We start from the raw sequence: 12618 nt of genomic DNA on the forward strand, positions 1-12618 counted from the left end.
CCCTGGTGGGCCCCGCACCGCCGCTCAGTCCTCGCGGTCCTCCCTGACCTCGTCCTTGGTCTCGCGCTCGCGCTCGGTGGGGGCCAGCACCTTCTCCGTGGCCGTGTCCGCGCCGACGTCGTGCTTGCCCGACCGGGTGAGGGAGAAGTGGGACTCGTCGCGCATCCGCTCGACCATGTGCGGGTAGTGCAGCTCGAACGCGGGCCGTTCGGACCTGATCCGCGGCAGCTCGGTGAAGTTGTGCCGCGGCGGCGGGCAGGACGTCGCCCATTCGAGTGAGTTGCCGAAGCCCCAGGGGTCGTCGCGCTCGGCCGGGTCGCCGAACCGGTAGCTGCGCAGCACGTTCCACACGAACGGCAGCACGGACGCGCCCAGCACGAACGCGCTGATCGTGGAGATCGTGTTCAGCAGCGTGAACCCGTCGTCGGGCAGGTAGTCGGCGTACCGGCGGGGCATGCCCTCGTTCCCCAGCCAGTGCTGGATCAGGAACGTGCCGTGGAAGCCCAGGAACGTGGTCCAGAAGTGCAGCTTGCCCAGCGGCTCGTTCAGCATCCGCCCGGTCATCTTCGGGAACCAGAAGTACAGGCCCGCGTAGGTGGCGAACACGATCGTGCCGAACAGCACGTAGTGGAAGTGCGCCACCACGAAGTACGTGTCGGTGACGTGGAAGTCCAGCGGCGGCGAGGCCAGGATGATGCCGGTGAGGCCGCCGAGCAGGAACGTCGCCATGAACCCGACGCTGAACAGCATCGGGGTCTCCATCGTGACCGCGCCCTTCCACATGGTGCCGATCCAGTTGAAGAACTTGATGCCGGTCGGCACCGCGATCAGGAACGTCATCAGCGAGAAGAACGGCAGCAGCACCGCGCCGGTGGCGAACATGTGGTGCGCCCACACCGCCGTCGACAGCGCCGCGATGGCGAACGTGGCGAAGACCAGTCCTTTGTAGCCGAACAGCGGCTTGCGGCTGAACACCGGGAAGATCTCGCTCACGATGCCGAAGAACGGCAGCGCCACGATGTAGACCTCGGGGTGGCCGAAGAACCAGAACAGGTGCTGCCACAGGATCACGCCGCCGTTGGCCGGGTCGAACACGTGCGCGCCGAGGTGCCGGTCGGCGGCCAGGCCCATCAGGGCCGCGGTGAGGATCGGGAACGCGATGAGGATCAGCAGGCTCGTGACGAAGATGTTCCAGGTGAAGATCGGCATCCGGAACATGGTCATGCCGGGCGCGCGCAGGCAGCACACCGTGGTCACCATGTTCACGCCGCCGAGGATCGTGCCGAGGCCGGACACCGCCAGGCCCATGATCCACAGGTCCGGCCCGACGCCCGGCGCGTGCGCGGCGCTGCTCAGCGGCGTGTAGGCGGTCCAGCCGAAGTCCGCCGCGCCGCCGGGGGTGAGGAACCCGGCCATCACGGTCAGGCCGCCGAACAGGAACAGCCAGTACGACAGCGCGTTGAGCCGGGGGAACGCCACGTCCGGCGCGCCGATCTGCAACGGCAGGATGTAGTTGGCGAAGCCGAACAGGATCGGTGTCGCGTACAGCAGCAGCATGATCGTGCCGTGCATGGTGAACAGCTGGTTGTACTGCTCGGTGGACAGGAACTGCAGGCCCGGCCGGGCCAGCTCGCCCCGGATGAGCAGCGCCATCACGCCGCCGACCATGAAGAACAGGAACGAGGTGCTCAGGTAGAGCAGCCCGATCTGCTTCGGGTCGGTGGTCCGGAACAGGCCCAGGAGCACCGCTCCCTTGGACCGTCGGCGGGCCGCACCGGGGTGCGCGATCACGGGTACCGGCTTGAGCGCGGTCATGCCGCCTCCCTCGTCCCGACGACGTGAGCCAGGGCACAATGCTCCTCCGGTAGGCCGAACGGGGCAAACGCTCAGCCGGGCTCCGCCGCCTTGACCTGCTGTTCCACCGCATTTGTCGCCCGTTCGAGGAACCGGAGCAGCTCGACCGGGAAGGGCAGCACCAAGGTCGAGTTCTTCTCCGCCGCCACCTCCACGATGGTCTGGAGCAGGCGCAGCTGGAGCGCGGACGGCGTCGCGGCCATGGTCGCGGCGGCCTCGGACAGCTTCTTCGACGCCTGCAGCTCGCCGTCGGCGGTGATGATCCGGGCCCGCCGCTCCCGCTCCGCCTCGGCCTGCCGCGACATGGACCGCTTCATGCTCTCCGGGAGCGCCACGTCCTTGATCTCCACCCGGTCGATCTCGACGCCCCACGACAGCGCCGGGTTGTCGATCATCAGCTCCAGGCCCTGGTTGAGGCGTTCCCGGTTGGACAGCAGGTCGTCCAGCTCGCTCTTGCCGATGATCGACCGCAGCGAGGTCTGCGCGACCTGGAGCATGGCGAACCGGTAGTCCTCGACCGTGACCACGGCCCGCACCGGGTCGACCACCTTGAAGTACACGACGGCGTCCACGCGCACGGTCACGTTGTCGCGGGTGATGCCGTCCTGCGCCGGGATGGGCTGGGTGACGATCTGGAGGTTCACCTTCCGCAGCCGGTCGACGCCCGGCACGACCAGCGCCAACCCCGGCCCGCGCGGCTTGGCGAGGACCCGGCCGAAGCGGAACACCAGGCCCTGCTCGTACTGCTTGACGACACGCGCGCTGCCCGCGAGCCCGAGCGCGGCCACGCCCAGCGCGACGATGAGGATGTCGAGCACCATCGCGACCATCTCCCACGTACCAGGACGAGCGTACGCCGCGCCTCCCGCGAGGCGGACGTTTCGGCCCTGGTGGGGCGCGCGAGTTAGGGTCGGTGACATGCAGACCTGGTCCTCCACCCCTGTCCCGCGGGTAGCGGGCGAGCCGCGCCCGCTGCGGCTGTTCGACACCGCCGCCGGCGAGGTCCGTCCGACCGCTCCCGGCGACACCGCCGGGCTGTACGTCTGCGGCATCACCCCGTACGACGCCACCCATCTGGGCCACGCGGCCACCTACCTGGCGTTCGACCTGGTCCACCGGGTGTGGCTGGACAACGGCCACGACGTGCACTACGTGCAGAACGTCACCGACATCGACGACCCGCTGCTGGAGCGGGCCGAGCGGGACCAGGACGACTGGGTGGTCCTCGGCATGCGGGAGACCGCGTTGTTCCGCGAGGACATGGTGGCGCTGCGGGTGCTGCCGCCGCGCGACTACGTGGGCGCGGTGGACGCGATCCCCGAGGTGGTCGAGGTGATCGCCAAGCTGCTCGCCAACGGCGCCGCGTACCGGGTGGACGACCCGGAGTTCCCGGACGTGTACTTCGACCACACCGCGACCGGGCGGTTCGGCTACGAGTCCCACTACGACCTGGGGACGATGACCCGGTTCTTCGCCGAACGCGGCGGCGACCCGGACCGGCCCGGCAAGCGCGACCCGCTCGACGCCCTGCTGTGGCGCGCGGCCCGGCCGGGCGAGCCGTCGTGGCCGTCGGAGCTGGGCGAGGGCAGGCCCGGCTGGCACATCGAGTGCAGCGCCATCGCGCTGAACCGGCTGGGCACGTCGTTCGACGTGCAGGGCGGCGGGTCGGACCTGATCTTCCCGCACCACGAGTTCTCCGCCGCGCACGCCGAGGCGCTGACCGGCCAGCACCCGTTCGCCCGGCACTACGTGCACGCGGGCATGATCGGCCTGGACGGCGAGAAGATGTCCAAGTCGCGCGGCAACCTGGTGTTCGTGTCCAAGCTGCGGGCGGAGAAGGTCGACCCGAACGCGGTGCGGCTGGCGCTGTTCGCGGGCCACTACCGCACCGACCGGCCGTGGAGCGCGGAGCTGCTGTCCGAGGCCGAGGCCCGGCTGGCGCGGTGGCGGCAGGCCGCGGCGCTGCCGTCGGGGCCGGGCGCGGCGGCCGTGGTCGCCCGGCTGCGCGACCACCTGAGCGACGACCTGGACACGCCCAAGGCGCTGGCGGCGCTGGACGCGTGGGCGGCGGAGGCGTTGTCGACCGGCGGCTCGGACCACACCGGCCCGACCCTGTTCCGGGCGGCGGTCGACTCGCTGCTGGGCGTGGAGCTGTAAGGCGGCGGCCGTGGGAGCGGGGCCGCCCCCTCGCGGGTGGGGACGGCCCCGCCGGTCACGTCACGCTCAGACGTCGAGCGTCCAGCTGTTCAGGTAGCCCGTGTCCAGGTACGCCTGGTCGCGGACGCGCAGCTTCCAGGTGCCCGCGGCCGCCTCGGAGGAGGCGTCCACGGTGAAGGTGCGGTTGATGTTGTCGGTGCCGCCGCCGCTGCGGTTGTGCAGGTTGTAGACCGAGCCGTCCGGCGCGACCAGGTCGACGATCAGGTCACCGATGTAGGTGTGCACGATGTCCACCTGCACGGTCGTGGTGGCCGAGGCGTTGCCCGCGCAGGTCAGCGTGATCGAGCTGCTGACGTCGGAGTTGTCGCCGATCGTCACGTCGGTGCCGTTGGTGACCGGGTCGCAGCCGCCGCCGGTCGACGTGATCGCCCACGAGAACGTGGTGCTGCCGGTCCGCGACGCCGAGTCCGTCGCGGTCGCCGTCACCGAGTACGTGCCCACGGTGGTCGGCGTGCCGCTGATCAGGCCCGACGTGCTGATCGACAGGCCCGGCGGCAGGCCGGTGGCCGAGAACGAGTACGGCGCGGTGCCGCCGGAGGCGGTCAGCTGCAGGCTTGCCGGGGAGCCCACGACGGTCGACTGGTTGCCGGGGTTGGTCACCGCCGGACCGCCGGGGACCGTCGTGCCGGTGAACAGCAGCTTGTTCGCCGAGCCCGAGCCCGGGTTGGACACCTTGTCCGAGGTGGCGGCGGCGACGATCGCCGCGTTCACGGTCGGCGGGGTCGCGGTCGGGTTGGCCGCCAGGTACAGCGCGGCGGCGCCCGCGACGTGCGGCGACGCCATCGACGTGCCGCTGATGGTGTTGGTGGAGGTGTCGTTGGTCATCCACGCCGAGGTGATGTTCTGGCCCGGCGCGAAGAGGTCGGTGCAGGTGCCGTAGTTCGAGAACGAGGCACGCGCGTCGGTGTTGGTCGACGCGTTCACGCTCAACGCCTCGGCGACGCGCGCCGGCGAGTAGTTGCAGGCGTTGGCGTTCGAGTTGCCGGACGCGACCGCGTAGGTGATGCCCGAGGCGATCGAGTTGCGCACCGCGGTGTCCAGGGCGGTGTCGACGCCGCCGCCCAGCGACATGTTGGCCACGGCGGGCTTGACCGCGTTCTGGGTGACCCAGTTGACGCCGTTCACCACGCCGGCGGTGGTGCCGGACCCGGCGCAGTTGAGCACCTTGACCGCGATCAGCTGCACGCCCTTGGCGACGCCGTGCGCCGTGCCGCCGACCGTGCCGGCGACGTGGGTGCCGTGGCCGTTGCAGTCGGTGTTGTTGCTGTCGACCGTGTTGGTGCCCCAGGTGGCCCGGCCGCCGAAGTCCTGGTGGGTGGTCCGGATGCCGGTGTCGATGATGTACGCCCGCACGTTGCTCGCGGTCGTCGCGTAGTTGTAGGCGCTGTCCAGCGGCAGGTCGCGCTGGTCGATGCGGTCCAGGCCCCACGACGGCGGGTTCGGCTGGACGGCCTCGACCTTGATCGGCAGGTCGGCCTGCACGAACGCCACCCGCGGGTCGGCGGCCAGGCGCCGGGCCTGGGCCGCGGACATCGTGGCGTGGAAGCCGTTGAGCGCGTGCTGCCAGGCCACCCGGACCTGACCGCCGTACTTGCCGACCAGCGAGGACGCGGTCGACGCGGACGCCGACCTCGGCGACGCCGAGTCGTTGAGGGCCACGATGTAGGAGCCGGGGACGGCGTCGGCGCGGTCCGCGCCGAGCACGGCGCCCTCGGCCGCCGCCACGCCGACGTTCGAGAAGGCCAGCGCGGTGGCCGACACGGCGGCCAGGCCGAGCGCGGCCAGTCTTCTGGTGGTTCGGGCGTCTCCCATGAGCAGGGTTCTCCCTTTTCGGGCAGGGCTGCGCGGCCGGGCCGGCGGGTGAGCCGGTCGGCCGAGCGGTGCAGGGATGGGGACGTTCGCGCGAACGGTGTGTGGCGACCTGGTCACTTGCATGGTCGGGAGAAAACCGACCGCCCAGTAGCGCCGTTAGTCGTAACTACGTCGAATCGGGACCGATCAGGTCCGATCGGCGGGTCCGCCCTGGCCCAGGTGCTCGTCCCGGTACGCCCGCCAGCGGGCGAGCAGGTCGGGCAGCGCGGAGTGGACGAACTGGAAGAACATCAGCATCTCGGCGATGCGCCCGCCGGCGGGCGTGTCGGACCCCAGCACGCCGATGCCCTCCTTGAGCGGGGCCTCCCAGCGGCGGAACATCTCGTCGCGGCGGAACAACGCCTCGTACCAGACGTCGTCGAACAGCCGGTAGAGATCACGGCGCGTGCCGATCTCACGTTCGCGGGTCACCAGGTTCACCTGGCTGAGGTAACGTATCGCGCCGGAGATCGCGGCCGGTGACACCCGCAACAGCTCGGCCAGCTCCGCGGAGGTCATCCCGCCGGAGTCCGTGCAGAGCAGGGCGACGAACACCCGTGACGGCATCCGGGGCAGGCCGGACTCCGTGAACACCGAGGAGAAGCGCTCGATGAAGCGCAACACCGCCTGATCGTCCCGCTCGCCCACGTGAGTCACCGCCGGATCATCCCTTCAAGTACCGCTGATCGGGTGGCAGTTTATACGCTTCCTTAACTTCACGAGTTTGTGAAAATACTGTAGCTTCCCTGCCATGACTGCTGCGATATCCGTGTCGGGCCTGGTCAAGGCGTTCGGCCCGACGCGAGCACTGGACGGGTTGGACCTGACCGTCCGCGAGGGGGAGGTGCACGGCTTCCTCGGCCCGAACGGGGCGGGCAAGTCCACCACCATCCGGGTCCTGCTGGGTCTGCTGCGCGCCGACGCGGGCTCCGCGTCGCTGCTCGGCGGCGACCCGTGGCGCGACACCGCCGAGCTGCACCGCAGGCTGGCCTACGTGCCGGGGGACGTGAGCCTGTGGCCGAACCTCACCGGCGGCGAGGTGATCGACCTGCTGGGCCGGCTGCGCGGCGGGCTGAACGAGAAGCGCCGCGCCGAGCTGCTGGAGCGCTTCGAGCTGGACCCGCGCAAGAAGGGCCGCACCTACTCCAAGGGCAACCGGCAGAAGGTCGCCCTGGTCGCGGCGCTCGCCTCCGACGTGGAGCTGCTGATCCTGGACGAGCCGACCTCCGGGCTGGACCCGCTGATGGAGGCCGTGTTCCAGGACGCGGTCAACGAGCTGCGCGGCGAGCGGACCGTGCTGCTGTCGAGCCACATCCTGGCCGAGGTCGAGGCGCTGTGCGACCGGGTCAGCATCATCCGCAACGGTCGCACCGTGGAGAGCGGCACGCTGGCCGACCTGCGCCACCTGACCCGCACCAGCGTCGCCGCCGAGCTGGTCGACGCCCCCGAGGGGCTGGCCGACCTGCCCGGTGTGCACGACCTGGTGGTCGAGGGGCGGCGGGTGCGGTTCGAGGTCGACACCGACCACCTGGACACCGCCCTGCGCGCGTTGGTCCGCGGCGGCGTGCGCACGCTGACCAGTCAGCCGCCGACGCTGGAGGAGCTGTTTCTGCGCCACTACGAGGACGTGGCGGAGGGGGCGATGTCGTCGTGACCGGGCTCGGGGCGCTGGTGCGCCTGGCCCTGCGCCGCGACCGGCTGCTGCTGGCCGTGTGGGTGGTGGGCCTGGTCGGCATCACGCTGTCCACCGCGTCGACCGTGGGCGAGCTGTACGGCACGGTCGAGTCCCGGCAGCAGCTCGGCGCGACGGCCGGCAGCAACCCGGCGTTCCTGGCCATGCTCGGCCCGCTGTACGACGCGTCCACGACCGGCGGCGTGGTGGCCTGGCGGTGGGGCGTGTTCGGCGGGCTGCTGGTCGGCCTGATGGCGATGTTCCTGGTCACCCGGCACACCAGGGCGGAGGAGGAGGCCGGACGGCTGGAGCTGATCGGCTCGACCGTCGTCGCCCGGCACGCGCCCCTGGCCGCCGCCGTGGTGGTGGCCCTGCTGGCCGCCGCGGTGATCGGCCTGCTCGTCGCGCTCGGGCTGGTCGGCCTGGGCGAGCCGGTGGGCGGGTCGTTCGCGCTGGGCCTCGCGTTCGCGTCCGTCGGGTGGGTGTTCACCGGGGTCGGCGCGGTCGCCGCGCAGGTCTCGGAGAGCACCCGCACCGCCAATTCGATCGCGGGCGCCGCGCTCGGCCTCGCCTACCTGCTGCGGGCCGTCGGCGACGCGGCGGGCGACGAGGGGCCGACCTGGTTGACCTGGCTGTCCCCGCTGGGCTGGCTGGAGCTGACCCGGGCGTTCGCGGGCGACCGGTTCTGGGTCCTGCTGCTGCCGGTGGCTCTGCTCGGGGTGCTGCTCGCGGTCGCGTCGGTGCTGGTGACCAGGCGGGACCACGGCGGTGGGCTGCTGCCGGCCCGTCTCGGCCCGGCCCGCGCGCCCGCCTCGCTGGGCAGCGCGTTCGGCCTGGCCTGGCGGTTGCAGCGCGGCACGCTGATCGGCTGGACGCTGAGCCTGTTCGTGCTCGGCGCCGTCTACGGGTCGGTCGCGCGGGGCGTCGAGCAGATGCTGGAGGCGAACCCGGCGCTGGAGCGGATCATCGCGCAGATGGGCGGCACGGGCGCGATCGTGGACGTCTACCTTGCCTCGATCATCGGCATCATCGCCCTGTTCAGCGCCATCTACGTGGTGCAGTCGACGTTGCGGCTGCGCGGCGAGGAGTCCGCGTTCCGGGCCGAGCCGGTGCTGGCCACCCCGGTCAGCCGGTTCGCGTGGGTCGGCAGCCACGTGCTGTTCGCGACCGTCGGCACGGCCGTCGTGCTGGCCGCCGCCGGCGCCGGCGCTGGCCTGGTGCACGGCGCGCGGGTCGGCGACGTCGGCGGCCAGGTCGCGCGGCTGGTCGGCGCGGCGTTGGCGCACGTCCCGGCGGTCTGGGTGGTCGCGGGCCTCGCGTTCGCCCTGTTCGCGCTGGCGCCGAAGCTGTCGTCGGCGAGCTGGGCGGTGATCGTGGTGTTCCTGGTGCTGGGGCAGCTCGGTCCGCTGCTGCGGCTCGACCAGTGGGCGATGGACCTCTCGCCGTTCACCCACATCCCGAAGGTGCCGGGCGCGGAGCTGACCGCGACGCCCCTGGTGTGGCTGACGGTGGTGGCCGCCGCGCTGGTGGCGGTGGGTTTCGCCGGGTTCCGGCGGCGGGACGTCGGCCGGTGATCTGAAAGAGCACTTTCGAAAGGACGCTTTCAGGTCTACCGTCGGGGCCATGGACCTCCCACGGCCCCGACGCGTCGCCGATGCCGACGCGCTGAAGGCGTTGGCGCACCCCCTGCGCGTGTCGTTGCTGAACCACCTGCTGGCCGTCGGCCCCCGCACCGCGAGCGAGTGCGCCGAGGCGGTCGGGTCGACGGCCTCCAACTGCAGCTGGCACCTGCGGCAACTGGCCAAGTCCGGGTTCGTCGAGCGGGCCGACGCGGGCGACGGGCGGGAACGGCCGTGGCGGGCCACCTCCGTCGGCTACGACGTCGGCGCGTTCGCCGACGACCCCGAGGTCCGCACCCGGCAGGACGCGCTGCTCGCGCTGGCCCTGAACGAGGACGACCGGCTCGTCCGGCGGTTCCTGGACCGGCAGCGCGAACTGCCGCGCGAGTGGCTGGACGCGTCCGCGCTGCACGGCTACACGCTCGCCGTGACCGCCGAGGAGCTGAAGGACCTGCTCGGCCGGATCGACGACGTCCTGCGCCCGTACCTGGTCCCGGTGCGGCAGGACGTGCCCGAGGGCGCGCTGCCCACCCACGTCGGCATCAGGGCCTTCCCCCGGTGAGCCGGCCCGGGCCGTTGCGCGGGCCCGCGTTCCGCCGGCTGTGGATCGCGGGGTTCGTCTCCGAGATCGGCGACTGGGTGCTGCTGGTCGCGCTGCCGGTGCACGTGTACCAGCGCACCGGCTCCACGGCCGCCACCGCCACGACGTTCGTGGTGGCCCTGCTGCCGAGCCTCGCGCTGTCCCCGGTGGCCGGGGTGCTGGCCGACCGCTTCGACCGGCGGAAGCTGATGCTGGTAGTCAGCCTCGCCCAGGCGGTCACCCTGCTGCCGCTGCTCACCGGCGACCTCGTGCTGGTCAACGTGGTCACGGCGGTGCAGGCCGGGCTGGCGGCGCTGTTCGAGCCCGCCAAGAACGCCCTGCTGCCGACCCTCGTGCCGCGCGAGCAGGTGCCGGCCGCCAACGGGCTGGTGGCGCTGAACGCCAACCTGGCCCGGCTGGTCGGCGCGTCGCTGGGCGGTCTCTTGCTCGGCTACACCGGGCTGACGGGTGTGGTGCTCGCCGACGTGGCGTCGTTCCTGCTGGCCGCGGCCCTCCTGGCGACGCTGCGCACGAGCGACCAGCGGCGCGGAGCCGGCGCACCCGCGTGGCGCGCCTGGCTGGACGGGCTGCGCGAGCTGCGCGGCCCGCTGCGGCCGATGGTCGCCGTGGTCGGCCTCATGGCCACCGGCCAGGGCCTCTTCGTCGTGCTGTTCGTGGTCTTCGTGACCGAACGCCTCGGCGGGGGAGCGGCCGAGGTGGGGCTGCTGCGCGGGGTGCAGGCCGTCGGCGGCCTGCTCGGCGGCCTGCTGATCGGCGTCCTGGCCCGCCGGCTCACCCCCGACCGGCTGCTGGGCGCGTCGCTGCTCGGGTTCGCCGCGATCGCCGCCCTCGGCTGGAACGGACCGCACCTGACCACGGCGCTGGTGTTCTACCTGGCCGTGTTCGCCGTGGTGGGCGTGCCCGGCGTCGTCGCGGGGGCCGGGATGATGTCCGTGCTGCAACTGCACACGTCCGACGACGTGCGCGGCCGGGTCATGGCGACCTTCGGCAGCCTCTACGACGGCGGCCAGGCGCTCGGCATGGTGCTGGCGGGCGCGCTCATGCCCGTGTTCGGCCTGTCCGCCCTGCTCAACGCCCAGGCCGCGCTCTACCTCGCGGCCGGCGTGCTGGCCCCGGCCGTCCTCCGCGGCCGAAGAGCAGCGCCGGCGGCGCGGCCGTGACCAGCGCGGCGGGCACCAGGAACGCGCCGACCGGGTCCGCGTGGTACAGCGGCACGATCGCCGCCGGCGACACCGCCCCACCCAGGAACCGCAACGACTGCACCACCGACACCGCCCCACCGCGATTCGCGCCGTCCCCCGACAGCGCCAGGGCGTTCAACCCGACGATCACCGCCTGACTGCACGCACCCGCCACCGCCCACAACGCCGCCACCGCCACCACCGACGGCAACAACCCGACACCCGCGAGCAGCACCCCGCCGACCGCCGCGCCGGCCACCGCGCACCACCGCGCCCCGAACCGGTCGATCGACCACCCGGTGAGCCGAGCCGTGCAGATCGCGACCAGACCGAACCCGGTCAACACCAACCCCCGCCCACCCGCACCCATCCCGAACGCGTCACCCAGCCGCAACGCCACCAGGAACGACAACCCGCCCAGACAACCCCAGGCCACGAACCCGGTCGCGGCCAACCGCACCGTCCGCCCCCGCCACGCGCTGCGCAACCGCGGCCGCTCACCCCCGCGCGGCGGGTCCGCGGGCAACCCGGCCGCCGCCAACCCCGCCGCCACCACCGCCGCCCCGACGAACGCCCACCGCCACGACACCTCCGCCGCCAACCCGCTCAACAACGGCGCCGACGTCTGCCCCGCCGCCTGCATGGACGCGAAGAACCCCAACGCCCGCCCGAGCCGCTCCTTCGGCACCACCGCCGCGATCGTCGCCAACAACAGGGGAGTGGTGAACGCGTTCGCCGCCCCCTGCACCGCCCGCCCACCCATGAGCACGGGAAACGACCACGACACCGCGCACAGCACCGACGCCACCACGTACACCGCGTACGCCACCCGAACCGTGCGACGGGCTCCCCACCCCTCCCCCCACGTGCCGGAGAACAACATCAACAACGCGAACGGCACGAGGTACCCGCTCACCGTCGCCGCCGCCGTGCCACCGGAAACCCCGAAGTCCCCACCGACCTCGGGCAACACCGAAGCCGTCATGGCCCCACCGAAAGGCCCGAGGAACCCACCCGCGTACAACGCCGCCACCCGAACACGGCCCCGGACCCCACTCACGGCCCCGGACCCTAACCGCCCACCACCACGACAACCGCCGCCAAGCCCCCCGTGCAAGTGCTCTTCTTCCCCGAAGGAGGGGGCCGTGTCATCCCGCCGACCTGGCTCTGCCCAACCACACGTGTCAAGGGGGCACTCCCGGCCCTACCGCACCCGAGGCTGGAACGGCCCCCTTGACAGGTTGGACGTGGAATTGCGGTTGGCGCGGTACTCGCGTCCGCACGCGGTTCCCACCCCCGGTTCCGCTCAAGACGGAAGCGTCGGCGCGGCGGGTGGTGTTGGATCGCGACACGGCCGTTCTGTTGGCCGGCCTGATTGGGAACCGGCCGAAGACGGCCCGGTGTTCGCCAACCCGATTACCGGCGGGTGGTGGTCCCGCCAGCAGGTGAGCAAGGCTTTTGCTCGCGCCCGGGATCACGCGACGGCGGCCGGGATGGTCAAGCGGTCCCGGATTCACGAGCTGCGCCACACCCACGCCGCGTGGCTGCTCACCGACGGGGTTCCGCTGCCGGCGGTGTCGTGCCCGTGAACCTGGTGACGTACCGGCCGGGGTCGGCACTACT

11 protein-coding genes are annotated in these 12618 nt (G+C 72.1%); 6 read left to right on the forward strand and 5 right to left on the reverse strand.

Going from position 1 to position 12618, the window contains the following annotated elements; all coding sequences use genetic code 11:
- Positions 1–24 precede the first annotated feature (24 nt).
- Both ctaD and ACFXGA_RS08885 read right to left on the reverse strand, forming a co-directional pair.
- On the reverse strand, positions 25–1815 hold the full coding sequence (gene ctaD, locus ACFXGA_RS08880) for a cytochrome c oxidase subunit I (protein WP_378085734.1): 1791 nt from the start codon (positions 1813–1815) through the stop codon (positions 25–27).
- Positions 1816–1886: 71 nt separating this feature from the next.
- Entirely contained in the window at positions 1887–2675 is a 789-nt protein-coding gene (locus ACFXGA_RS08885; protein ID WP_378085736.1) for an SPFH domain-containing protein, read from the reverse strand.
- Between the two features lie 97 nt (positions 2676–2772).
- On the opposite strand from ACFXGA_RS08885, the gene mshC reads away from it, so the two are divergent.
- Positions 2773–4011, forward strand: coding sequence for a cysteine--1-D-myo-inosityl 2-amino-2-deoxy-alpha-D-glucopyranoside ligase (gene mshC, locus ACFXGA_RS08890; protein ID WP_378085738.1), 1239 nt, complete (start codon positions 2773–2775; stop codon positions 4009–4011).
- A 66-nt stretch (positions 4012–4077) separates the two neighbouring features.
- On the opposite strand, the gene ACFXGA_RS08895 is transcribed toward mshC, so the two are convergent.
- Together ACFXGA_RS08895 and ACFXGA_RS08900 are read right to left on the reverse strand one after the other, a co-directional pair.
- The gene (locus tag ACFXGA_RS08895; protein WP_378085740.1) at positions 4078–5883 is read right to left on the reverse strand and encodes a S8 family serine peptidase; all 1806 of its coding nucleotides are present in this window, start codon (positions 5881–5883) and stop codon (positions 4078–4080) included.
- A 186-nt stretch (positions 5884–6069) separates the two neighbouring features.
- Complete coding sequence (locus ACFXGA_RS08900; RefSeq protein WP_378085742.1) at positions 6070–6579, reverse strand: GbsR/MarR family transcriptional regulator; 510 nt, start codon at positions 6577–6579, stop codon at positions 6070–6072.
- 94 nt (positions 6580–6673) lie between these two features.
- Between ACFXGA_RS08900 and ACFXGA_RS08905 the strand changes: the two genes are divergently transcribed.
- From ACFXGA_RS08905 to ACFXGA_RS08920, 4 genes are read left to right on the forward strand one after another with little or no spacing between them, the layout of a single operon-like run.
- The gene (locus ACFXGA_RS08905) at positions 6674–7576 is read left to right on the forward strand and encodes an ATP-binding cassette domain-containing protein (protein WP_378085744.1); all 903 of its coding nucleotides are present in this window, start codon (positions 6674–6676) and stop codon (positions 7574–7576) included.
- Positions 7573–9168: an ABC transporter permease gene (locus ACFXGA_RS08910; RefSeq protein ID WP_378085746.1), complete on the forward strand. Its 1596-nt coding sequence runs from the start codon at positions 7573–7575 to the stop codon at positions 9166–9168. The genes ACFXGA_RS08905 and ACFXGA_RS08910 overlap by 4 nt, the downstream gene beginning before the upstream one ends.
- 49 nt (positions 9169–9217) lie before the next feature.
- Positions 9218–9775 carry an ArsR/SmtB family transcription factor gene (locus tag ACFXGA_RS08915; RefSeq protein WP_378085748.1) on the forward strand — a complete coding sequence of 186 codons (558 nt, stop codon included), beginning with the start codon at positions 9218–9220 and terminating at the stop codon, positions 9773–9775.
- Complete coding sequence (locus tag ACFXGA_RS08920; protein WP_378085750.1) at positions 9772–10974, forward strand: MFS transporter; 1203 nt, start codon at positions 9772–9774, stop codon at positions 10972–10974. The genes ACFXGA_RS08915 and ACFXGA_RS08920 overlap by 4 nt, the downstream gene beginning before the upstream one ends.
- Here the strand turns inward: ACFXGA_RS08920 and ACFXGA_RS08925 are convergent.
- Positions 10883–12055 (reverse strand): MFS transporter, encoded by a 1173-nt coding sequence (locus ACFXGA_RS08925; RefSeq protein WP_378085752.1) that lies wholly within the window; start codon positions 12053–12055, stop codon positions 10883–10885. The two genes, ACFXGA_RS08920 and ACFXGA_RS08925, sit on opposite strands and share 92 nt — an antisense overlap.
- Positions 12056–12395: 340 nt before the next feature.
- Between ACFXGA_RS08925 and ACFXGA_RS08930 the strand changes: the two genes are divergently transcribed.
- Positions 12396–12584 (forward strand): tyrosine-type recombinase/integrase, encoded by a 189-nt coding sequence (locus ACFXGA_RS08930; protein WP_378085754.1) that lies wholly within the window; start codon positions 12396–12398, stop codon positions 12582–12584.
- The last annotated feature ends 34 nt before the right edge of the window (positions 12585–12618 follow it).

The sequence above is a fragment of the Actinosynnema sp. NPDC059335 genome (assembly GCF_042752395.1).
Classification (GTDB): Bacteria; Actinomycetota; Actinomycetes; order Mycobacteriales; family Pseudonocardiaceae; genus Actinosynnema.